We start from the raw sequence: 23,303 nt of genomic DNA on the forward strand, positions 1-23,303 counted from the left end.
TTCGTGAAATTCGTGCACTATAATTATGCCCGTAGAAAAGCTCCCCTTTAAAAAACAAATTGCCTATGCCTGCGGGATGATCGGCTGGAGCATCATGACCAATATCATCATCGTGATGCTGCCTTATTTTTATTTGCCGCCATCCAGTTCAGGCTTGATACCGCTGGTTCCCCAGTTCCTGGTTTTTGGGGTGCTGAATATCATGTCGCTTATAGCGGCTTCCGGCCGGCTGGTCGATGCTGTTTACGATCCTTTTATTGCCTCGATGAGTGATAAAAGCGGCCATCGCAAAGGGCGACGCATCCCCTTTATGAAATGGGCCATACTGCCTGCTGTGCTTTTTTGCGGCCTTACCTTTTGCCCATTGGTTAGGGGTGAGAGTATGCACAATGCTTTCTGGATTATCATTACCTTAATAGGTTTTTTTATGGGTGCTACTACCTATATCATCCCCTATAATGCCCTGCTGCCCGAACTCACCGATACCGGCGCTGAAAAAGTTAAACTATCATCTTTTCAGCAGGTGGGTTTTGTTATCGGCATTATCATCAGCGCACTGGTAAATAATTTCGCCGACCTGGTACAGCATCTTTTTGACGTTACCAACCGCGATTCAGCCGTTCAATATACTATCTGGGGTTTAGCTGTTTTTGCAGGTATCATTATGCTGATACCCGTCTTGGCTATCGACGAGCGAAAATACCTGGTAAGTAAAAAACCTACGCATTTGCCTATATTGCTGGCTATCCGGAAAACTTTTAGCCAGCGTAATTTTAAATACTACCTCATTTCCGATTTCTCCTTTTATATGGCATTAAGCATCATATCCAGCGGCTTATTGTATTTTGTTACCGTGTTGCTTCACCTGCCCGAGTCAATGGGGGGCCTGCTGATGGGAACGATGGTAATTGGCTCATTGATATTTTATCCCCTGATCAATTATATCTCTCATAAGCATGGCAAAAAGAGCCTGGTGCTGTTTTCTTTCGCCTTGCTGAGCCTGATTTTTGCCATGATCTACTTTTTAGGCAAATTCCCGGTTTCTCCGAAGGCGCAGGTCTATACGCTGGTTTTATTAGCGGCTTTCCCGCTGGCGTCGCTGGGTATTTTACCTAACGCCATCCTTGCAGAAATAGCCGAACGGGACGCCCGGGTAACAGGCGAAAACCGGGAAGGGATGTTTTTTGCAGTAAAATTCCTGTTTGTAAAACTGGGGCAAACTTTGGGAATAGCACTGTTTGCCTTTTTAACTGTTTATGGTAAAGACCCCGGTCATGATTATGGCCTGCGCCTTAATGGCATCTGCGGTTTTGTGCTTTGTTTGATCGCCTTTGTTTTCTTTACCCGTTTCCGGGAAAGGAAAATTGGTTGATTGAGTTGAATAAGTTGATTGAGTTTAACTTTAATCAACATTTAAATACAAACTACAGCTCACCCTACCTTACCGTATTATTCGGCCTGGCGTAAACCAGGTGCATTACGTTGATATTGCGCATGGCAAAAGCAGCTTCGCAATAACACAAATAATAGTTCCATTTGCGGATGAACGTTTCATCAAAGCCAAGCGATTTTACTTTGGCGAGATTTGCATTAAAGGCATCATGCCAGAGTTTCAGGGTTTTGGCATAATCAAGGCCGATATCTTTCAGGTCGACCAGGGTTAAGTCGCCGGTTTTATTGATGGAATGATTTATGGCGCCAACAGAGGGGAGCAGTGAGCCCGGGAAAATATGTTTCTGGATCCAGTCCACGCCTTTGCGCAGGCTCTCAAACCTTGAGTCGGGCGAGGTGATTACCTGCAGCGCCAGTATCCCGTTTTTCTTTAACAACTCATGGCATTTTTTAAAGTAAACGTCCATAAATTTATAGCCAACGGCCTCCAGCATTTCAACGGATACAATCTTATCGAAGGTGCCATCCATCAGGCGGTAATCTTTCAGCAGGATTTTTACTTTGCCACTCAATCCTTCAGCTTCCACGCGCTCAACAGCCATTTTATGCTGCTCTTCGGAGATAGTTAATGAGGTAACTTTGCAGCCATAAGTTTTGGCCATGTAAATGGCGTTGCCGCCCCATCCGCTGCCGATCTCCAGCACATGGTCCTGTGGTTTTAAATGCAGCTGGCGGCATAAGCGTTCATATTTGGCCAATTGTGCTTCCTGCAGGGATAACCCATCACGGTAGAAATAAGCGCTGGAATAGGTCATGGTCGGATCCAGGAAGCTGGCGAAAAAATCATTGTTCAGGTCGTAATGTTCCGAAATGTTCTTTCGTGATCCTTCAACGGTATTAGCTCTTTTTTTGTGAAACAGCTTATTATAGATCTTCAGCAAGTTAAGCGACACGGTTTGTATATTACTGCCCGAAACACCGGGCGCATTCTCAACATTAAGCAGTACCCATTTAATCACATTGGTAATATTGTCCGTCTCCCACAAACCATCCACATAGGCTTCGCCAAAACCAATATCGCCATATAAAATAACACGTTTATAAAACGCTTCGCTATTTATGATGATGTTCGCAGTAATTGTACTATCACCATTTCCCATAGCGATCTTTTCGCCGTTTGGCAGGGTAAGGTATAAAGTTCCGTTCTCCATTTTGGAAAGGAATTTCAAAACAATATCCTGGTATAAACTCCCTTTTTTTGCGATAGTAATGGTATTGGCCATAATTCAATAAATGCTGTACGTGTTGCGTGAAATATGTACGTAAAATAATTGGTTGAAAGTTTTGTTAAGGTACAAAAAATTAAATTAATTATAAGGACGATACACCTCTTTTTGCAGCGGGAGGTCGTCTCCTTTTTTATGGTAGGGGATCTTTTTTAGCCAAAGTTTTAATGCCTGCCAGTGTATCAAACTTATTATTTTTAGCGTGATAAATGGAAAACTCAAAAAATAAAGCAGCAGCGTGGCGTCTTTTAAAGGCTTGCGCCTGCCACTTAAGGTGCTGGTAAAAAAACGGTTACCGTCTTTGTCATAATCATCAATTTTTACCTGTAATTTTTCGCCGGGGATGTGCAGGTCGAAATCAAAATTGGTATCCATGTCAATAAATGGTGACACGTAAAAAAACTTGGTGGTATTCAGTTTAAACTCTTCGTCCTTCAGCGTTTCGCAACCCAAAAAATAGGGCTTCATTTCAAGGAAAGTATTACAGACCTCCACTATGGAACATACTATTTGGCCCGCCTCATCATAACAATAATAAAACGATACCGGGTTAAACTGGTAACCCAGGGTGCACAAATTAGTAAGCACCATAATGCGGCCGTTGCCGATAGCAACGCCGTTTGATGCTAAATAATTGGTGATATGCGCCCGGATATTTTGGGAGGTATCTGGTTTTTCTTTCGGTAATTGCAAATGGTCCTTATCCCTGAAATTGAAAAGATTGAACCGGTTGCGACTCATGAATTTCAGCTTTTCGGAAAGGCTGTCGATCTCATCCAGGTCTAAATAAAACATAAATACGTTGTAATGGAACCGGTGCACTTTAGGCGCCAGGCGGTGGTGCATTACTTTTGCTTTATAGAGGCAGGAATTCATCATGTAATCTACGAAAAATAGTAAGAATCAGATGGATTAGATTTGCGAACTTCTGAACTTTAGATAATGAGAAAAGTTTCATTTTAACAAAACTTTTTTATCTTGCTTAATAATAAAAGAGATGAAAACATACACTTTGGATGAAGTTCAGGATAAACTTATCGGTAAAATTGGTATGCCAAACCTAGACGAGTTCGAAAAAGAATTACAAGTAGATTCAACGCAAATATTCACTAAGCGAGAAACCAAAACCACCTTGCAGAAAGATTTGTTTGGTGGAAGAATAAATAAAATGCAATAAAAAAAATGAAAGTGCCACTTTCGCTTATATTTTAACTCAATATGGATTTTCAAGCACTGCCGATTGGTAATATTCTATTAGAAATCAATAATCAGCCTGACCCGGTACAAGCGTTTAAAAACATTCTTAATTTTTGTGACATTGCATTGTCGTCGAAAATCTGGGAAACATTTAGAAAAATGGATTTGCAAAAAGATGCAGAGGCATCAACTATTTGGTTACAGCAAACTATCGATGAATTTTCGAACACAAAAGGAATATACTTAGGGCTTGATACTTTAAACATGGAGAATGGCAGTGGTTCCAACGTAGAAATTGGTTTAAATTCAGATTGCGATCCCAGTATTTTATCTGATGGGTGGACATACGATTGTGATAATTACGGAGAGTCCCACTTAATTGAAGGGTTGTGGCTCGTTTCAGATAGTTTTATTAGTGAAGAGAGGTGGTCTGATGATGAACGAAGATTTTCGGAATATACAATTTTTTTGGGCTATAGCGGACTGGTTCTAAGAGAGGCTTTATTAAATCTTAAAACGAATAATGATTTTATTTCGATATGGGGTTTTCACGATGGTGATATGTTCTTTTTAGTGAATAAAAAAGATGGAAAAATGAACTTAATCGCAAATACTGATAGTTAATGTTTCAAAAAGTCATTCTATCAGCAAGTAATTTTACGCACAACTCCACCGCGCTGGCAAAGGCATCCTCGTGAAACCCATATTTAAAATAGCTGCCGCAAAAATAAACCGGACCCGTTTCATTAAGCCGGTGCAGTTCGGCCTGGGCATTGATGGCAGGCACGTCAAATAGCGGGTGTTCATAATCCAGTTCTTTGATGATTTTTCTTTCATCGAGCCCATTATGCGGGTTGATGGAAACAAAATAATCCTTTTTATCTGATACCTGCTGCAGGCGGTTCATCCAGTAAATGGTGGTGGGCGTCAGTTTGCCCTCCTGCATTTGGATGCGGTAGTTCCAGCTGCTCCAGGCCAGTTTGGCTTTGGGCATAATGCTGGTATCGGTATGCAGCACTGCCTTATTATACTGGTATTTGAATTTCGACAATAGCCGTTCCTCTGCGCCGGTCGGTGCTTCCAGCATTTGGAGTGCCTGGTCGCCGTGCGCGGCAATAATTACCCTGTCGAATGTTTCCTGTGTGCCATCGGAAGCATGAATCACCACTTTGCCGGTTGCCTGCCGCTCAACCTTTACCGCCTTGCGGTTGATGCTGATGCGGTCTTTAAAGGGCTTGATGAGGATTTCGCGGTAGGCCCGGCTGCCTTTTTCAAGGGTGTACCACTGGTGCTGGGTATCGAGCCCTAAAAAACCGTGGTTAAGGAAAAACCTGATGAGCGTTACCGCCGGAAAATCAAGCATCTGCTCCATTGGCGTCGACCAAACGGCCGAACTCATCGGCACCAGGTATTTCCACAGCATATCCTCGCCAAAATCAAATTCCTTAACGTATTCACCTATGGAGTAATTGGCATATTTGGGATCGTCCAGGATCTTTATACTTTCCTTGTTAAACCTGCCGATCTGGTTCAGCATTTTGAGGTATTTAAGGTTGAAAAGATTTTTACGCTGGGCGAACAGGTGGTTGACGCTCGATCCGCTGTACTCCAATCCGCTCGGCACATGCTGTACACTGAACGACATATCCGTCTTTTTTACCGGGGCTTTGATCTCATCAAAAAGCTTACAAAGGTTTGGATAGGTTTTAAAATTAAACACCATAAAACCCGTGTCAATATAAACCGGCTTGCCATCTTCGTCAACGGTAACCGTGTTGGTATGGCCGCCTACATAATCATTTTGTTCGTAAATCGTAAGGTCACTTTGCTGATGCAGAAAGTGGGCACATCCCATGCCTGCTATGCCCGTCCCGATAATGGCTGTTTTGCCCCCTAACCTCCGCCCATTGGCGGAGGAGCTTATAGTGCCTGTATTCATTTCCATGTAGTATCAATATTTTATTCCTCCCCCTTTAGGGGGTTTGGGGGCATACAGTTTTTAAAAATGTTGCTACCGCGAAGGTAGACAATTGTCCGCCCGGGCCGTTTAAATTATAATCAAAGCCATGGGTGGCCCATGGCAGTTTAAGCCAGTAATGTTTAATGCCGTTTTGTTGCAGTTTTAAGTTGAGCCGGCGGCTATGCTCAGGCGAAACCAGTACATCGTTACTGCCATGAATGACCAACGTAGGCGGCGACTTTTTGCTCACAAATTCCAATGGAGAGCAGGCAAAATACTTTTGAGGAACTTTGCTGTAAGTGCCTCCGATATAATCCTCCATTACCTTCCTTGAGTCCATGATCAGCGGGTTAGACGGGATGGAATATCCCCAAACCATATCTTCCGGTCCATAAAAATCAATTACACCCTTTAACGAGGGTTCATTGATCGTATAAGCGGCCAACGTAGCGATCTGTGCGCCGGCCGAGCGGCCAAGCAATACAAAATTCTTGGTATCAATGTGCAGCTCATCCGCGTGTGTTTTTAAATAAGCTATAGCTGCCTGTATATCCTCCACAGGTGCCGGTGTTTGCCACTTTGGCGCCATGCGATAGTTTATAGCGGCTACATTATAACCCTTTAAAGCAAGGTAACTGTTTAATTCAGGCAGTTGCCTGCTGTCGCCGCCCGCCCAGGAGCCTCCGTGGACTACAATTACACAGGGCCGGTTTAATAAAAAATCACCATCTGCCGATTGCGCCGGATAGAAATCGAGTTTAAGGGTTGTATCGTTGTATTTTACGTAGTCAAATGTTTTGTAAGAAACCGCCTTTGTAACATTGAATAGCCTGAAAAAACTAAAAGAGGAATCAAAATTCGGATCAGCATTAAATGCCTGTTCCATGTTTTTCTTAAGGTCTTTCGCTACCCACCAGGCCCTTACAATTGGCGATAAAAAGATCAGCATGGTTACCACGCCTAAAACAGTACCGGCCATTTGATATTTATGCGCCCAAAAACCGGTTAATGTTAACACCAGGCTGATGCCGAAGAAAATGAGCGGAAATTCAGTCACCACGATAGCCAGCAGCCAAAGGTGATATTCGGGGGCTTTTAAAAATGCCAGCAGGGAGATGAGGGAAACAATAATGAGCAAGTAGAATCGGATCATAGAAAAATTATTATGTAGAGACGCAATACTTTGCGTCTCTTAACGGCATCAAATTATTTTGCGTTTTTGTGAAATAAATAATGGCTCACGATCCATTCGTTACCCTTGTTAAAATTCCATAATTCTGCACAGGCCATATAAAATATGCGCCAGTAAACCCACCATTTTACGGCCTGGTCATGGCCATAGGTGGTTTCAAAAAGAGGCATGATCTCCGCTTTATGCGCGTCCATGTTTTTTAGCCATGCCTCGGCTGTTTTGCCGTAATGGGTGCCGTTAACATGCCAGTGCTTTTCGACAGATAAATCATCGTTAAAATAAAATAGCAGGTCGTCGCTGGGCATAATGCCGCCGGTAAAAAAGTATTTACTCATCCAGTCGGTATCGTCCTTTACCTCAAATAGGTAGGCATATTCCTTATGAGTGAAAATATGGATAAAAAGCTTCCCGTCGGGTTTTAAAAAGGAGGCCACCTTTTTCATCAGTAACTGGTAATTGCGCATGTGTTCAAACATCTCGACAGACACCACCCGGTCGAATTGCTCATCAATGCTAAAGGTATTCATGTCGGCGGTGATCACCGTCAAATTTTTAATGCCGCGTTGTTTGGCCTGTTCGTCGATATGTTGTTTTTGCGTGCGCGAATTTGATACTACCTTAAACGTACTCCCCGGAAATTTTGCAGCCATGTAAAGCGACAGTGAACCCCAGCCGCAACCCAGTTCCAACACAGCCTGGCCATTGGCCAGTTCCGCACGCTGGCAGGTGAGTCCCAGCATATCGTCTTCCGAGGTATCAATATCCGTTACGCCCGGTTTCCAGTACCCGCTGGAGTATTTGAGGTTTTTGCCCAGGCAGTACTGGTAAAATTGCGTTGGTACTTCATAATGCTGCTGGTTGGCATCTGCCGTATTTACGGCGATGGGCGATGCTTTAAGCTGATCGATCAGCGCCATCAGGTGTGCCTGCTGTGTTTCCACATCGCCTTTGTTTTCATCATCCAGCCGCTGCTGTAATAACTTCCGGATGCCCTGCCGCAATAAAAAATCAGGGACTTTGTTTTGTTCAATCAGTTTATCGTACCACATGTGTGCAGGTTTGGCTTTTGCCAAATCGTTTTTTAAATGTAATTGTTTTGTGCAGGATTTACGTTTTTTGAAAAGGTACGGATTGCGAAAATTAAAATTTTAGAGCTTTTAGCTATATTCCAGGATGAGCGAAGGGAAAAATTGCATTACCCTCTTTAACGCATGCGTTAGAGAGGGTCGACCAGCGTAGCGCAGTCGGGGTGAGTAAACTCGCCGCCCTGCATTGGCGGTAATGTCCGCCGGGGTTGACTCACCCGGTCATCGCTTTGCTTGACCACCCTCTCTTTTGCAGGCAAAAAAGAGGGTAGAAAACTTTTTTTTAATGTTCTTCATTCATCGTAATAATATTGATATAAAACATTTACTGATTTAATAGTAAATTCAGCGCTGTTAATTTTACTACTGATAACTGACCCCATATTTATGAAAAAACTGATCTTTTTAGCTGGCTTCTGCTTTACTATTGCCCTGTCCCATGCCCAGGATGCACAAAAGGCTATTTTTTACGAAGTGTCTTTCGCCAATGCTGCGCACCACGAGGCGGAGATCATGATCACCATCCCTTCGGCGCCTTCCGGGCCATTTAATGTGCGGATGAGCCGTTCATCAGCGGGGCGCTATGCCACGCACGAGTTTGGCAAAAATGTTTACAATGTAACTGCCTCAACTGTTGATGGCGCAACTATCGCCTTAAAGCAATTGGAGGGCGACGTTTTCCAGGTGGCCGAAGATCACCCGGCTACGGTAAGGATCAGTTATACGCTTTTTGCCAACTGGACCGACGGCACCTACGCCAGTATTGACGAAAGCCACGCGCATCTGAATATGCCTGCCGCCTTTATGTGGGTGGTTGGTAAAGAACAGGAGGCACGGCCGGTAAAATTTGCATTTAACGACCTGGATAAATATGGCTGGAAAGTGGCTACCCAATTGAAACATGAAGGTGCCAATGTGTACAGCGCGCCTAACCTGCAATACATGATGGATAGCCCTACCGAACTGTCAAACTTTAAAGAAAGCAGCTGGGATGTGGTGAATACCGATGGTAAAACCGAAAAGATCAACCTAACCGTACACTCGGACGATGCACAGCCGGTGATTGATAACTTTGGTAAAATGGTGCAAAAAATGGTGCTGGAAGAGAAAGCCGTATTTGGTGAGTTGCCGGCCTATGATTTCGGCGAATATACTTTTTTGGATGATGTTTACCCGACAGTCTCGGGCGACGGTATGGAGCACCGTAACTCTACCTGTATCGTACAGCCGATTGATAAGGTAGAGGGGAATGAAGTGCGTTTATTAAGTACTTTTTCGCATGAGTATTTTCATAGCTGGAATGTGAAACGCATACGCCCCAAATCATTAGAGCCTTTTAATTTCGAGCATGCAAATATGAGCAGCGAGCTTTGGTTTGCTGAAGGTTTTACCCAATATTATGGCGAACTGCTGCTGGAGCGGTCCGGCTTTCATACGGTTGATGATTATACCCGTACTTTGAGCGGGCTGGTTAATTCGGTACTGCATACGCCTGCCGCGGCCAAATACCCGCCGACCCAGATGAGCCGTTACGCTGTATTTGCGGATGCCGGTGTTTCCATCGATCCGAACAATGATAACAATGTATTTACCAGCTATTACCTATATGGAGGCGCCACTGCACTGGCGCTCGACCTGATCCTGCGCAGCGATTTTCACCTGACGCTGGACGATTATATGCGCACCGTTTGGCTGGACAGGGGTAAAGTAATGAAACCTTATACCGTACCCGACCTGCAGGCCGACCTTGCCAAAGTAACCAATAGCCCCAAATTTGCTGCTGACTTTTTTAACCACTGCATTTATGGGGTTGATAAAAGCAATTACGAAACACTGCTGGCCAAAGCCGGGCTATTGCTGCGCAAAGCGGCGCCGGGCAAAGCATGGGCAGGTTCCTTAACCGGCTCGGGCCGCAGGGGCCGGTCGGGCCAGGCGCGTACCAGCGGCAGCGAAGGCATCCCTATTTTAACCAGTACTGTAATAGGCACGCCGGTTTATAAAGCAGGCCTTGATGCTGGTGATGTGATTTTAAAGATCGACGGAAAAGAAGTGAAGGAAGAAAAAGAGGTAGATGATATTGTGGCCACCAAAAACATAGGCGATAAAATAGTGGTGAGCTATAAAAACCGCACCGGCAACCACGAAACTACGGTAACGCTGGAAGAAAACCCTTACCAGGAAGTGGTTACCTTTGAAAAAGCCGGCAAGGAATTAACCCAGGGGCAAAAAGATTTCAGGAGTAAGTGGTTGTCTTCAAAGGTGCAATAAACTGGTTACCCTGCCGGGGCTTACCTTTTTGGTCAGCACTAGCGGGGAGTGCATTTAAACCTACTCAACAAAGTAAAATTTATATGAAATACTTTTTTAAATCTCGATATTTAGTTTGCTTGATTTTTACGTTTTCTATGCCTCATCTTGTAGGGTGTAACTATTCGAGGGACTCGTTAGGTAGTTCTCCTAGAATATTCTTTCCTGTTTCGCGAAAGACACTTGAGGTAGGAATGGATAGCATATTTTCTAAAAATCCCCAATATATGATACCCGAAAAATGGCGGGATTTAGACAATTGGTCTCAAAGAGGTTTTGGGTTTTTAAATGGTAAAATAGTTTATTTTAAAATATCCCCAGAAGAAATGTATTACGTAACGATATTAGGTGATTCCGTGGGCTATCGAAGTAACCTAAAAACGACAATTGCAATTAGAGCAATTAACATAGGTTACCGCTGGTTTAAATACAATGAATTGAGCGATGAAGACAGAAAACGGATAAATGATAGATTTAATGAAGAGATAGTACCAAAGCTTGAGGTCTATACAAATAGCCATGCTGCAAAGGAAACCGAATAGCGCCCGCTGTCCGCTGTCTGTAGATTGTACCTACGGACTACTATGCATGTAGTTTGTAACTACAATACCGTCCGCTGTCCTTAGATTGTACCTACTTGCGGCTGGGAGCTTGATTAACAGGGTTAATATCCCAAATCAAACAAATCTTTTAGGTACCCAATTAAAATGGCAGAGATGAATTTTTTTTTAAATCTAAATGAACGTGAAGATTTTGTTAAATTTTGCTTTGATAACGCTTTCACTATCATTCCCGATATGCAATACGAGGACAACTCTTATTACGTCATCAAAATCCTCGGCCATTATCGAAAATATATGAATGAATGTGTTAGGTTTTTTATCATCTCTGAAAAGTACAAAGCTTATTCATTGGAAATGGACAATTACGAGAAAGACAATAAACGAATTTATTATATCATGCAAAGGTACGGTGGACCTTCGATAGATTTTTATACTCCATTTTTTGCAGAAAGGAACTATAATAAAATTGGGCCGGGTTCGATAGGTATTTATCCTTTTTATTATCATTACAATGAAAAATTTATTCCGGATAGCGAGTTAAAGAACGCGTACAACTTATTAATTTCATATATCCGTAAAAAATCAAAAAAAGTTAAAATTGGTAAAAAAAATTACTGGATCGGTATTAATACACTAGAAAGTGTTGCAGAAGGTACCCTTGAATTTGTAGAAATGGATGGGCTGGATGTGTAAGTATTATAACAAACCAAGCTGTCCGTGGCAGTGTATCCACAGTTACAAGAAATCGGACGTTGGGTCCCCCTTGAAAAAACACGGAATTAACCACCGAACCATTAGCATTTCAGGAATTAATTTTTATCTTCAAAAGTTCAAAAAATCACATGAAAAAAATATTCCTCTCCACATTTTTACTGGCGGCAGCATTTGGCGGCTTCGCACAGGATGTAAATAAACTCATCAGCCAGGATGATGTTACGCGCATCATCAGCACCCTTGCCGCGGATGATATGCAGGGCCGGGCCACTTTTACGCCCGGGATTGAAAAAGCCGCGCGGTTTATTGAAAGTGAATACAAAAACATTGGCCTTAAGCCATTGGCCGGTGATGACGGCTTCCGCCAAAATTTTGCCATGACGCATTCTACCCCGGTTAATTTGGGCGTTGCCATCAACGGCAAAGCTATTGGCGCCGACAGCGTTTTTGCCAACACCAGCGCAGCCGCTTTAAACTGGAGTAGCAGCCCCGATGTGGAAATAGTAAAACTAACAGCCGATAAAACCTTCCGTACGGAATACCGGAGCTATGTAAGCAGCGGCAAAAAACTGCTGATATTGGTGGATCCTAAGTTTGCTGATATATTTAAAATGCTGAAAGGCCGCCTGCAAAATGGATCGGTGAGCCTTAAACCCAATGATGGCCAGGCGCTGGTTTTTGTACTGGGCAATCATGATGACCTTAAAACCTTTGAAGTAAACTACACCGGGAAGAAAGAACAATTGCCGCTGTTTAACGTCGCGGGCATCATCCCGGGCAAGACAAAACCCAATGAATATGTGGTCTTTTCGGGCCACTACGACCATTTAGGTATCCTGAAACCCGTAAAGGGCGATAGTATTGCCAACGGGGCCGATGATGACGCCTCGGGTACTACCGCGGTAATTGAATTGGCCAGGTATTTTAAAAAACTGGACAACAATGCCCGCACACTGGTTTTTGTTGCCTTTACAGCCGAAGAGATCGGCGAATATGGCTCCCAGTATTTCGCAACCACCGTGGAGCCGGATAAAGTGGTGGCCATGTTTAATATTGAGATGATTGGCAAGGCTGCCAAATTTGGCGAAAATTCAGCCTTTATTACCGGGTTTGAGCGTTCGGATTTTGGTCCTATCCTGCAAAAAAACCTCGAAGGCACCGCCTTTAAGTTTTTCCCGGACCCATACCCCGAGCAGGACCTGTTTTACCGGAGCGATAATGCCTCCCTGGCAAGGGTCGGCGTACCGGCGCATACCATCTCCACCGACCAGATCGATAAAGACAAATTGTATCATACTGTAGGGGACGAGTTAAGCACGCTGGACATGGGTAATATTACTTCTACGATCCGGGCAATAGCGCTGAGTTCAAGAACGATAGTTTCAGGAGAGGATACACCAAAACGGGTGGCGAAACTGGAAAGATAATATTGCCTCACCCCGGCCCTCTCCAAAGGAGAGGGAGTAAAGAATAGTTAAATTAAATCTTCTTTTTTTCAAGGCCTCTCCTTTGGAGAGGATGAGTGAGGGCGGCGCCGTTTAGGTGAGGCGAAAGAAGTGTTTTTAAATAGAAATTATCGGCTATTAGAATCTATATGGAAGAAAAATCTCCTATCGTCCCGGATGTAGCTGTTAAAGGCATTGCCACCGGCTTGTGTATGATGGCTTTTTTTAATTTACTATGGGCCGGTATTGCCTATGGCGGATTAAAAACGACCAACTGGTGGTTTTTAATGATCGTATTCCCGGCGCTGAGTATAGTGTTTGTGATCAATGCCGTGAAACTGTTTGGCATGGCCAAATATTATCCCAAATTAACTTCCGAAGCGGATCTTGCTGAAGAAAAGCGGATGGGTAAATGGTTCGGAATCATCTTTGGTGCTGAAGGTTTGGGTATTTTTATAGGGATCAATGTGGTGATCAATTTAGGTTACCCGCAATTAACTATCCCGGTACTCGCGCTGGTGGTTGGATTGCATTTCTTCCCGCTGGCAAAAGTATTTAAACGCACCATCGATTATTACCTGGCAAGCTGGAGCACCATTATTGCTATTTTATCCATTGTTTTAACACTCAATAAAACCTTTACGGAAAATGGTATGCTTGCTTTTACCGGTGTGGGGATTGCAATTGCAACTTCAGGTTACGGGATCTATATGCTGCTGAGCGGAAGGGCGCTGCCGAAAATAGCTGCGAATTAACGGAGGCACTAGCTGAATTTTCTATTTTCCCGCAAATAGAACTCTTGAACCGGTGGGTTATTATTTAACTCAACGACCTCAAATTTATTCGCCGGTAGTTGTGATAATTTAGACAAAGCCAGGTAATCGACTACCACATTTTTGTCAATGCTTATTTTTCCGCCTCCGGCCCAATGCCGGTCTTCTCCGTTTTTCTTTATTCCTGAAATCCAATAAGAATCACCAGTTGATACCTCTAAATGATTACCCGCACTATGTCTTTCACCTTTTAAAAAGGTTAGCCCATTGAAATATACTGTTTGTCCGGTTTTTGAAAAATGCGCCATACCAATCCAGGCCGGCCCATTGTCGCTATAGCCTGTTTTAAGCTCTACATACATTAATTTAGATTTCATTTGAGATTGGTTTTTGGGATATTATGGTTAAAATTTCGCTGAACCATGTAAACGATAAGGAATGGTTGCATGGCTATTAAAAAATAATGGCTTAAAGTACGCTATATTTATAATATTGAACAACCGCAAGCCTACGCCAAAACTTTCAACGCAGCCGAAGCGCAATTGATACCATCAATAGCAGCCGAAATAATGCCCCCGGCGTAACCGGCGCCCTCCCCGCAGGGAAATAAACCGCTTACCTGGGGGTGCTGTAATGTTTCCTTATCCCTCGGCACTTTAACCGGTGAAGAGGTGCGCGATTCAACCCCTACCAATATGGCCTCGTTGGTATAATAGCCCTTCATTTTACGGCCAAAAACAGGTAAGGCTTTGCGCAATCGCTCATTGATCCATCCGGGTAATACCTCCTTTAAGGCCACGCTTTTTGTGCCAGGCAGATAGGAGTTTAACGGCAAGTTGGCCGACACGCGGTTTTCCGCAAAATCTACCATGCGCTGGGCAGGTGCAACCAAATGGCCGCCGCCAAAATTGTAGGCCACCTTTTCAATTTGCTGTTGAAAACGGAGCATGCGTAACGGATCATTTTCGTCGCCTTTTACATCTTCCAGATTTACCTGCACCACCGTGCCCGAATTGGCAAACGGGTTGTTCCGTTTAGAGGGGCTCCAGCCGTTAACTACAATTTCGTTGAGATCGGTAGCACATGGGGCAATAATACCGCCCGGGCACATACAAAAGGAGAATACACCGCGGTTATCCACCTGCTCCACCAGGTTGTAGTATGACGGCGGCAGATCAGGGTCGCGGTGTTCGCAATGGTACTGGGCCTGGTCGATGATCTCCTGCGGATGTTCAATCCTCACCCCCAAAGCAAAGGGTTTGGCTTCTATCAATATATTTTGGCGGTGCAGCATTTCAAAAATATCCCTTGCCGAGTGACCCGTTGCCAGGATAACGGCCTCCGCTATGAGTTTATCGCCCGATGCCAGCTGTACCCCTTTTATCCTGCCAAAATCAACTAAAAGGCTGCTTACTTTGGCATCAAAATGCACCTCGCCGCCGGCGTTTAAGATACTGTCTTTTATGGAAGTGATGATTTGCGGTAATTTATTGGTGCCGATATGCGGGCGCGCATCTATCAAAATATCCTCCGTAGCGCCATGGGCCACAAAGGTTTTCAGCACCGCGTTTACATCGCCCCGTTTGGTTGACCGCGTATAAAGCTTACCATCCGAATAGGTACCTGCACCACCCTCGCCAAAACAATAGTTGGATTCGGGGTTAACCAGGCCCTGCTTGTTGATATTGGCCAGGTCGCGGCGGCGTTGTTTCACATCTTTGCCCCGCTCCAAAATGATGGGTTTTAAGCCCAGCTCGATACAGCGTAAAGCGGCGAACAACCCGGCCGGCCCTGCGCCGATAATGATGACCCGTTTGCCGTTTTTTACATCCGGGTAATTAACCGTGAACGTTTCGGGCAGATAAATTTCATCCAAAAATACCTGTACCTGCATGCGGTAAAGCACCTTGCGGCCACGTGCGTCGATGGATCGCTTAAGGGTTTTTAAGGCTGTTATTTTTTGTGGGGAGATATTTAAAGAGGTTGCCGCAATCTTTTTTAAAGCGCTTTCGTCTTCCTGCTGGCCAGGCGGACAAACAATTTCAATTTCTTTGATCATGGGTTTGCCGGGTTTTTATCCCGGATAGGGGCAAAGGTAGGGAAAACCCATTGTAATATGAAGGAAGCAGACTATCGAATAATGAAGCGGTTATTGATATAACTTATTTAAATTTGTGTATGGCACCAGTTGATTATAAAGAATACATCGAAGTTGACCCTGAAATAAGGTTCGGCAAGCCTGTAATTAAAGGGACAAGAATAACTGTTTATGATGTTTTGCAATGGCTTGCGATTGGAATGACTCATGGCGAGATAACCAGCGATTTTCCACAGATTACCGAAATGCAGATACTTGCTTGCCTGGCTTATGCTGCAAATAAAGAGCGAATTATAAAAGTAGCTTAGTATGTTATGCGCTTCATTGCCGACGAAAATATTTCCTGGCGCCTGAAAAAAATGCTTCCCGATTGGGAAATATTACCATCCAACGAAATAAAAGCCACCCAGCGTTTATCAGACCTAATGATATAGCAATTCGCCAAAGCTAACCAATATCATATTCTAACTTTTGATGAGGATTTTTCAGAAATACAAAATATGTTTTCTTACCCGCCTAAAATAATATGATTGAGAATGGAAACTCAAGTACAAGTGAAATCGCCTCATTGTTATTGAAATATACAGAAGATATAAATGATTTTTTAAAAATAGCGAACTCGGGATATTTGAAATCTATTTATAAATTCCGCCTTGACAAAGGTACAAGCACCAGATTGATATCCCCTATAATTTAATTACGGCCATTTTATTTTTCGGTCACCATGGCTGGCAATCAAATTCATTGTTTATTGGTTTGCCAGGTTTTTATCCCGGATGTGGAAAAGATAGGGAAAATCAGGAAGAGGACAGATCGGTTTTTATATCAGCCAAAAATTTGTTTAGTGTTTCATCTTTAGATAGGGATTCGTAATAAGCAGCTAATTCCTCTTTGGCTTTTTTTAATTTCACCGGAAGCAATTTTTCGACCTCGCTGTCTCTTGCAATTTCCAGTTTTCCGAGGTAGGATATCATTAAAGAATTTTCTATTCTAAACACCACTGCATTGAAGTTTATGTCGACGAACTCAAAACACTTTTTTACCGTTTCCAGATCACCGGCATCGATAGCATTTTGAGTAAAATGTCTGAAACAGCCTATTTGCAGACTGATGAACTTCTTATAATCTTCATCAAAAACCTCACTTTTTATTTGCGGAAAGGTGTCGACTAATTCGCTGATGAAGATTTTTTGGTTTTTTAATTTTGTCATAATTGAATTAAATGTATTTGGCAATTAGGTAAATGCCTATTATGATAAATCCTAAATCTGCCCCGATTATTTTGATATCCGCCCCCAATTTATCCGCCTCACCCTTTGAAAATATTTTTATTTCCTTTATTCCATCATAAACCCATAAGCCAAACTAGCGATTCCACCTAAAACAAACAAGATATTCATTGTGATAAAAGTTAAAGTTTAAAAGTAAGAAATCCCTCCGAATTAACCCGCTATCAACAAATGACTAAATAACTTTCCTATCCGCCATTCTATATAATTGCAAATCCACAATGATAAACTTATGCTTCGCTGCAACCTATTGCACAATTCCGGTGTCTTATCAATATAAAACCGTTAGCCGATTGGAAATATGGACGTTGAGGACATTGCCTGGAAACTTGCAGCAAAAAAAATGGCAAACGAAGCCTCGGCAGAGGAATTACGAAAATTAGATGAACTATTGAGGCTGCACCCCGATATGAAGGAGAAAGCTGCTCTTTTATTTGAATGGTGGGATAGCGGGACCGGACGAACTATTGAACCCGGCAATCAAGGGCTTTTCAAAAAATATTGGAACGGATAAAAGATGGTGACCACGCTGTAAACGCTGCAAAGGGTCTGCTAAACCTTCAGCCTGACAAAAACAAATCGGGTTAATTTAAGTCTTTATTTTATTAGTGCGCCCCATTGCCTAAATTCACGGTAATATTATCTGATTACCACAAACCATTACCATGAAAAGAAACCTGCGCCTGATTTTATTGTTGCTAATTTTCGCCATTTTTGGCCTAAACGGCGCCTTACACGCCCAGTACCTGCCCGGAAAGCGGGATTCTATCAATTCGGCAATTCTTAATGAAAAAAGGTTTATAGAGGTAGTTTTCCCGCAGAATTACAACCCTGCCAAGGCGGATAAATATGATGTCTTATACGTGCTGGATGGCGAGGGCAACACAAAGCTGGCCATGGATCTGCAGCGATATCTTGAAGGCGAAAATTACATGCCGCCTATTATTATCGTAGGTATTATAAACACCGACCGTAACCGTGACCTTACCCCAACGCATGTTAATGATACTAAAACATCAGGCGGGGCCGATAAATTTTTGGCTTTCATTAAAAATGAACTTATCCCGTATGTCGACAAAAAATATCCTACTGACGGTGATAACGCTATTTTCGGGCATTCCTTTGGAGGCTTGTTTGTAATGCACGCGTTGTTGAATGAGCCGCATGTTTTTACATCGTACATCGCAGCCGACCCAAGTTTTTGGTGGGACAAGGGTTTTATGGTACGTGAGGCTGCCAATAAAATGCCTGCGATAGCCAACCTGCGCCGTACACTTTACATGACCGGGCGCGATGATGATTTAATTGGCATGGGGATACCACCGATGGATACCCTGCTTAGAAAATACGCCCCGGCAGACCTGGTATGGAAACTTACCGCTTATACCGGCGAGACCCATGGTTCTGTAAGGCTTAAAAGTATGTACGATGGCTTGAAATACATTTATGGTGGTTACAATACCAAAAGTCCCGGTTTTCACCCGGCGAATGGCACGCTTTTAAAAGATAAGCCTATTACGCTATTGAATTTCAACGATACCACACGCCTTCGGTATACGCTTGATGGCAGCGAGCCTTTGTTAACCTCGGCAAAAATGGGAAAGGAACTTACATTGACAGGCCCGGCCAGAGTTACCGTAAAACTATTTTCAAACAGGGATAAGTATAATAAAATTGCTGTCGGAGATTTTAAGATAGGAGCGCCATGGCCTGCCCATTCGAAAGTGAAAAACATAAAACCAGGTGGCTTTCATTATAATTACTACGAGGGCGAATGGGATAAATTGCCTGATTTTTCAACATTAACACCGGTTAAATCGGGCATTGCCGATTCAGCTTTTGATCTTAATAAACTTCCCCGCCAAAATAACTTTGCTTTGCTTTTTGATGGCTGGATGGAGGTAAAAGAAGAAGGTTATTATTTGTTTGGCCTGGCCTCGGATGACGGATCAAGGTTTTTTATCAATAATCAAAAACTGCTGGATAATGACGGCTTGCATGATCTTAGCGGTTTGAAATCGTACATCGTGCCACTTCAAAAGGGTTTTTATCCAATCAGGCTCGAATACTTTCAAAAAGATGGCGGCAAGGACCTAAAACTCATCTACCTTATACCTTCTACAATTAACACGAAACATCCAACTCCAATTCCTTTGGAACTGCAATACAGTAAAGAATAACCAGCTTAAATCAAAAACCCGGTCTGCAAAAACAAACCGGGCTTTATTTATAGGTATAAAACTTCTTAAGTTACACTGATACTTTTTCTTTCGGACTTCCGGTCTTTTCAGACTTTACCGACTTCAACTAGCAATACTGCTCAAACGCGTTGATCAGGTTGTCGGCAATCATTTGTGCCGGGCGTCCTTCAATTTGATGGCGCTCAATAATATGTACCAGTTTGCCATCTTTAAATAAAGCCATTGCAGGCGAAGATGGAGGATAAGGCAGCATGTAAGCACGTGCTTTATTTACCGCATCAGCTTCCATACCAGCAAATACGGTTACCAGCCTGTCGGGATGTTTGGCGTTTTGTGCAGCTATCCTGGCAGCAGGGCGCGCATTGGCAGCAGCGCAGCCGCAAACCGAGTTTACCATTACAAATACTGTTCCTTCGCTTTCAACAGCTTTGGTAACAGCTTCAGGGTCTTTCAATTCTTCAAACCCAACCCTGGTCAGTTCTTCCCGCATGGGGGCTACTAAATATTCCGGATACATCTTTATTTTTTCTTAATTGAAATACAAAATTAACAAATCATTATGAGTTACCATTAAATTTAAGAATAATAACATTGTGCTGACGGAGGAGGAAGTCGGAAAGTCGGGAAAGTCCGGGAGACCGGAAGAAAAAAAGATCAACAAATTAACTTCAAACTAATTAAAAACGCCTGCAGTTTCTTCCCACTTTACTGACTTTCCGGACTTTCCCGACTCCCCCGACTTTATTCAATTTTAATATTGTATTTTCCCGCCTAATCCCTATATTGCCGACCCTAATTATAAAATTGTTATGAAGCGTAAGCCTTCTGATATCAGTACTGTAATTATAGTAAACAAAAACAGCGAGCCCAAAACCCTGCAAATTAAAACGCTGCATATTACCCGGCTAAGGCACTACGCTGCCACTATACTGTCTGTTATCGTTATACTCAGTGGCACAATTATTTATTTACGGGCGGTAAACGACCGCAAAGATGCCGAAGAAAAGCAGCTCCAGGCACAGATCGTAAAACTTAAAGGCGCCGTTCCTGCACCTGTAATAGCTGATAAAAAACCTGCTAACGCCCAAAGTTATATCCAGTCGATTGAAGGGAAGCTGCAAAAAATTAATGATTACTTAAAGAAACGCGGATTAAAAGGTTTTTCAACCAAAGCGGTTGGCGGAAGCGGCAATGCCGACGATGCTAAGTTAACTGATGATGAAACCTACTCCCTATACAATGAATATTTAGACCGCCTGGTGCATTCAGTCGCTTTTACACCAATGGGATACCCGCATATCAGTTCATTAACCTCCTATTTCGGTTACCGCAGCGATCCGTTTAATTCGGCCCACGCGGAGTTTCACCCCGGTATCGACTTTAAAGGCACCAAAGGCGATGCCGCCCGTTGCACCGCAAATGGCCGGGTGGTTTTTGCGGGATGGTATGGTGGCTATGGTAACTGTGTACGCATAGCCCACATGAACAATTATGAAACCCTGTACGGCCATTTATCAAGGATCAGCGTAAAGGTAGGCGAAGAGGTGACCGTAGGCGAAAAGATAGGCGAAGTTGGTTCAACAGGCCATTCAACCGGTACACATTTACATTACGAGGTTCGTAAAGACGGCAGAGCAATAAACCCGATCAGTTTTCTTAATCTCAGCAAATAAACCGTACAGGACATGTCAATATTTTCAAAAAAAGACAAAGTAACGCTCGACCTGCAGTCTATCTCCACCCTCATCAGTGAAGGAAGTATTTTAGACGGTAATTTGAAGGCCCCTGCCTTTGCCAGGATTGACGGGCAGGTAACCGGTGACGTAATGGTAGATGAAGGCCTGATCCTGGGCGAGAAAGGATCTATCCTGGGGAATATCATAACCAAAGAAATGGTGGTATACGGTACGATCACCGGTAACATTCAGACAAATTCCCTTGAAATAAAAGCTTCGGGAAAAATAAGCGGCGAAATAAGGACCCAAACCTTAGTTGTTGAAAATGGCGCTGTGTATAATGGCAGCCTTTCCATGACACAAAACCATAAACTGGCTCAGAGCCAGAACCATAAGCTTTCGCAACCGAAACCAAAAATGATTGAGGTAGGTTGAGGAAGTTGATTGGGTTAGATTAGGTTGATTGAGTTGAAAACAGCTGAGCCAATCTAATTGTAATGTAAACTTTATCGGCAACTCCTACTGTAATTTGCCTTTGCTTTAAACCCTGGGGTTGTACAGCTAATGGATTTTGGGTGTTTAATGTTTAATAATGGCAAATATCTTCGCCAACTTAATCAACTACTCACCTAATCAACCCAATCAACCAACATTAGCATTTCATTTTGATATATTTATAAGTTAAATTTGCAAAAAAAATCAAAATCGCATGTCAGCAGTAGAACCCGCGTACGTAAAATTTAAAGTAAAGGACTTGTCATTGGCTCAATGGGGCCGTAAAGAGATTGAACTGGCTGAGGCCGAAATGCCGGGTCTGATGGCCCTGCGCCAGGAGTATGGTCCGTCAAAAATATTAAAAGGTGCCCGCATTGCCGGTTGCCTTCACATGACTATCCAAACCGCCGTTTTAATTGAAACATTAATTGAACTGGGTGCCGAAGTTACCTGGTCATCATGCAATATCTTCTCCACCCAGGATCATGCTGCCGCTGCTATCGCTGCTGCCGGTGGTGCTGTTTACGCCTGGAAAGGCATGAACGCCGAAGAATTTGACTGGTGTATTGAACAAACTTTATTTTTTGGCGAAGACCGCCAACCGTTGAACATGATTTTAGATGACGGCGGCGATTTAACCAATATGGTGCTGGATAAATATCCTGAACTGATTGCAGGCATCAAAGGTCTGTCAGAAGAAACTACCACCGGCGTACACCGTTTATACGAGCGCATGAAAGCAGGTACCCTGCCGATGCCGGCTATTAACGTGAACGACTCGGTTACCAAATCGAAATTTGATAATAAATACGGCTGCCGCGAATCGTTGGTTGATGCCATCCGCCGTGCTACCGATGTAATGATGGCCGGTAAAGTGGCTGTTGTTTGCGGTTATGGCGACGTAGGTAAAGGCTCTGCCGATTCTTTACGTAATGCCGGTGTACGTGTTATCGTTACCGAGATCGACCCGATATGCGCCCTACAGGCTGCTATGGAAGGCTTTGAAGTAAAGAAACTTGGCACCGCAATTACCGAAGCTGATATCGTAGTTACTGCTACAGGTAACAAAAATATCGTTCGCGAAGCGCATTTCCGCGCGCTGAAAGATAAAGCCATTGTTTGTAACATCGGTCACTTTGATAACGAGATTGACATGGCGTGGTTAAACGGCGCTTATGGCGATACCAAAATTGAAATTAAACCGCAGGTGGATAAATATACCATCAATGGTAAAGACTTGATTATATTGGCTGAAGGTCGTTTGGTAAACCTGGGCTGTGCCACCGGCCACCCAAGTTTTGTAATGAGTGCTTCATTCACCAACCAAACCCTGGCACAAATTGAACTTTGGACCAACAGCGAAAGCTACAAAAACGAAGTTTATACCCTGCCAAAACAACTGGACGAAAAAGTTGCACGCTTACACCTTGCCAAAATTGGTGTTGAACTGGAAGTTTTAGACCAGGACCAGGCGGAATACATTGGCGTAACAGTCGAAGGTCCGTTTAAACCGGAGTATTACAGGTATTAAGTCAAAAGTCTTGAGTCGAAAGTCTTAAGTCAAAATATAAAAGGGAGTGGTTTTAGGATCATTCCCTTTTTTGTTTCTATCGCGACAGCAGATAAAACA

Annotated in this window: 23 protein-coding genes and 1 pseudogene; 15 read left to right on the forward strand and 9 right to left on the reverse strand. The window is 43.3% G+C overall.

Annotated elements, in window-relative coordinates; translation table 11 throughout:
* Positions 1-25: 25 nt before the first annotated feature.
* On the forward strand, positions 26-1,372 hold the full coding sequence (locus MgSA37_RS02200) for an MFS transporter (RefSeq protein ID WP_096349640.1): 1,347 nt from the start codon (positions 26-28) through the stop codon (positions 1,370-1,372).
* A 64-nt stretch (positions 1,373-1,436) separates the two neighbouring features.
* On the opposite strand, the gene MgSA37_RS02205 is transcribed toward MgSA37_RS02200, so the two are convergent.
* The gene (locus MgSA37_RS02205; RefSeq protein WP_096349641.1) at positions 1,437-2,675 is read right to left on the reverse strand and encodes an SAM-dependent methyltransferase; all 1,239 of its coding nucleotides are present in this window, start codon (positions 2,673-2,675) and stop codon (positions 1,437-1,439) included.
* 84 nt (positions 2,676-2,759) lie between these two features.
* Positions 2,760-3,557 carry a DUF1365 domain-containing protein gene (locus MgSA37_RS02210; protein ID WP_096349642.1) on the reverse strand — a complete coding sequence of 266 codons (798 nt, stop codon included), beginning with the start codon at positions 3,555-3,557 and terminating at the stop codon, positions 2,760-2,762.
* A 118-nt stretch (positions 3,558-3,675) separates the two neighbouring features.
* Here MgSA37_RS02210 and MgSA37_RS28680 point away from each other — a divergent pair, with 118 nt between their 5' ends.
* Together MgSA37_RS28680 and MgSA37_RS02220 are read left to right on the forward strand one after the other, a co-directional pair.
* Positions 3,676-3,855, forward strand: a complete 180-nt coding sequence (locus MgSA37_RS28680; RefSeq protein WP_197706069.1) for a hypothetical protein — start codon at positions 3,676-3,678, stop codon at positions 3,853-3,855.
* Positions 3,856-3,896: 41 nt separating this feature from the next.
* Entirely contained in the window at positions 3,897-4,499 is a 603-nt protein-coding gene (locus MgSA37_RS02220) for a hypothetical protein (protein WP_096349643.1), read from the forward strand.
* A 4-nt stretch (positions 4,500-4,503) separates the two neighbouring features.
* On the opposite strand, the gene MgSA37_RS02225 is transcribed toward MgSA37_RS02220, so the two are convergent.
* From MgSA37_RS02225 to MgSA37_RS02235, 3 genes are read right to left on the reverse strand one after another with little or no spacing between them, the layout of a single operon-like run.
* Positions 4,504-5,820, reverse strand: coding sequence for an NAD(P)/FAD-dependent oxidoreductase (locus MgSA37_RS02225; RefSeq protein WP_232010768.1), 1,317 nt, complete (start codon positions 5,818-5,820; stop codon positions 4,504-4,506).
* A gap of 28 nt (positions 5,821-5,848) precedes the next feature.
* Positions 5,849-6,988 carry an alpha/beta hydrolase gene (locus MgSA37_RS02230; RefSeq protein ID WP_096349644.1) on the reverse strand — a complete coding sequence of 380 codons (1,140 nt, stop codon included), beginning with the start codon at positions 6,986-6,988 and terminating at the stop codon, positions 5,849-5,851.
* Between the two features lie 53 nt (positions 6,989-7,041).
* The gene (locus tag MgSA37_RS02235) at positions 7,042-8,100 is read right to left on the reverse strand and encodes an SAM-dependent methyltransferase (RefSeq protein ID WP_232010769.1); all 1,059 of its coding nucleotides are present in this window, start codon (positions 8,098-8,100) and stop codon (positions 7,042-7,044) included.
* 399 nt (positions 8,101-8,499) lie between these two features.
* On the opposite strand from MgSA37_RS02235, the gene MgSA37_RS02240 reads away from it, so the two are divergent.
* The 5 genes from MgSA37_RS02240 to MgSA37_RS02260 all read left to right on the forward strand — a co-directional run bounded on the left by MgSA37_RS02240 (position 8,500) and on the right by MgSA37_RS02260 (position 13,896).
* Positions 8,500-10,380: a M61 family metallopeptidase gene (locus MgSA37_RS02240; protein WP_096349646.1), complete on the forward strand. Its 1,881-nt coding sequence runs from the start codon at positions 8,500-8,502 to the stop codon at positions 10,378-10,380.
* Positions 10,381-10,613: 233 nt separating this feature from the next.
* Positions 10,614-10,961: a hypothetical protein gene (locus MgSA37_RS02245; RefSeq protein ID WP_157750386.1), complete on the forward strand. Its 348-nt coding sequence runs from the start codon at positions 10,614-10,616 to the stop codon at positions 10,959-10,961.
* A 165-nt stretch (positions 10,962-11,126) separates the two neighbouring features.
* The gene (locus MgSA37_RS02250; protein ID WP_096349648.1) at positions 11,127-11,675 is read left to right on the forward strand and encodes a hypothetical protein; all 549 of its coding nucleotides are present in this window, start codon (positions 11,127-11,129) and stop codon (positions 11,673-11,675) included.
* A 149-nt stretch (positions 11,676-11,824) separates the two neighbouring features.
* Positions 11,825-13,123, forward strand: coding sequence for a M20/M25/M40 family metallo-hydrolase (locus tag MgSA37_RS02255; protein WP_096349649.1), 1,299 nt, complete (start codon positions 11,825-11,827; stop codon positions 13,121-13,123).
* 167 nt (positions 13,124-13,290) lie between these two features.
* On the forward strand, positions 13,291-13,896 hold the full coding sequence (locus MgSA37_RS02260; RefSeq protein WP_096349650.1) for a hypothetical protein: 606 nt from the start codon (positions 13,291-13,293) through the stop codon (positions 13,894-13,896).
* Between the two features lie 8 nt (positions 13,897-13,904).
* Here the strand turns inward: MgSA37_RS02260 and MgSA37_RS02265 are convergent, their stop codons facing one another.
* Positions 13,905-14,291: a hypothetical protein gene (locus tag MgSA37_RS02265; RefSeq protein WP_096349651.1), complete on the reverse strand. Its 387-nt coding sequence runs from the start codon at positions 14,289-14,291 to the stop codon at positions 13,905-13,907.
* Positions 14,292-14,422: 131 nt separating this feature from the next.
* Positions 14,423-15,973, reverse strand: a complete 1,551-nt coding sequence (locus tag MgSA37_RS02270) for an NAD(P)/FAD-dependent oxidoreductase (RefSeq protein WP_096349652.1) — start codon at positions 15,971-15,973, stop codon at positions 14,423-14,425.
* A 119-nt stretch (positions 15,974-16,092) separates the two neighbouring features.
* On the opposite strand from MgSA37_RS02270, the gene MgSA37_RS02275 reads away from it, so the two are divergent.
* Entirely contained in the window at positions 16,093-16,320 is a 228-nt protein-coding gene (locus MgSA37_RS02275; protein WP_096349653.1) for a DUF433 domain-containing protein, read from the forward strand.
* Between the two features lie 138 nt (positions 16,321-16,458).
* Positions 16,459-16,542: pseudogene (locus MgSA37_RS29635) on the forward strand (hypothetical protein); the annotation flags it as partial.
* A 267-nt stretch (positions 16,543-16,809) separates the two neighbouring features.
* Here the strand turns inward: MgSA37_RS29635 and MgSA37_RS02280 are convergent.
* Entirely contained in the window at positions 16,810-17,223 is a 414-nt protein-coding gene (locus tag MgSA37_RS02280) for a DUF7674 family protein (protein WP_096349654.1), read from the reverse strand.
* 379 nt (positions 17,224-17,602) lie between these two features.
* On the opposite strand from MgSA37_RS02280, the gene MgSA37_RS02285 reads away from it, so the two are divergent.
* Together MgSA37_RS02285 and MgSA37_RS02290 are read left to right on the forward strand one after the other, a co-directional pair.
* Positions 17,603-17,815, forward strand: coding sequence for a hypothetical protein (locus MgSA37_RS02285; RefSeq protein WP_096349655.1), 213 nt, complete (start codon positions 17,603-17,605; stop codon positions 17,813-17,815).
* 151 nt (positions 17,816-17,966) lie between these two features.
* The gene (locus MgSA37_RS02290) at positions 17,967-19,481 is read left to right on the forward strand and encodes an alpha/beta hydrolase-fold protein (RefSeq protein ID WP_096349656.1); all 1,515 of its coding nucleotides are present in this window, start codon (positions 17,967-17,969) and stop codon (positions 19,479-19,481) included.
* Between the two features lie 127 nt (positions 19,482-19,608).
* On the opposite strand, the gene MgSA37_RS02295 is transcribed toward MgSA37_RS02290, so the two are convergent.
* On the reverse strand, positions 19,609-20,019 hold the full coding sequence (locus MgSA37_RS02295) for a BrxA/BrxB family bacilliredoxin (RefSeq protein WP_096349657.1): 411 nt from the start codon (positions 20,017-20,019) through the stop codon (positions 19,609-19,611).
* Between the two features lie 292 nt (positions 20,020-20,311).
* Between MgSA37_RS02295 and MgSA37_RS02300 the strand changes: the two genes are divergently transcribed.
* From MgSA37_RS02300 to ahcY, 3 genes are all read left to right on the forward strand, one after another.
* A complete protein-coding gene (locus tag MgSA37_RS02300; RefSeq protein ID WP_096349658.1) occupies positions 20,312-21,175 on the forward strand; it encodes a M23 family metallopeptidase in 864 nt (287 codons plus the stop codon).
* A gap of 12 nt (positions 21,176-21,187) precedes the next feature.
* Positions 21,188-21,613, forward strand: coding sequence for a bactofilin family protein (locus tag MgSA37_RS02305; RefSeq protein WP_096349659.1), 426 nt, complete (start codon positions 21,188-21,190; stop codon positions 21,611-21,613).
* A gap of 274 nt (positions 21,614-21,887) precedes the next feature.
* Complete coding sequence (gene ahcY / locus MgSA37_RS02310) at positions 21,888-23,204, forward strand: adenosylhomocysteinase (RefSeq protein WP_096349660.1); 1,317 nt, start codon at positions 21,888-21,890, stop codon at positions 23,202-23,204.
* Positions 23,205-23,303 lie beyond the last annotated feature (99 nt).

The organism is Mucilaginibacter gotjawali, from assembly GCF_002355435.1.
GTDB classification, from domain to species: Bacteria; Bacteroidota; Bacteroidia; order Sphingobacteriales; family Sphingobacteriaceae; genus Mucilaginibacter; species Mucilaginibacter gotjawali.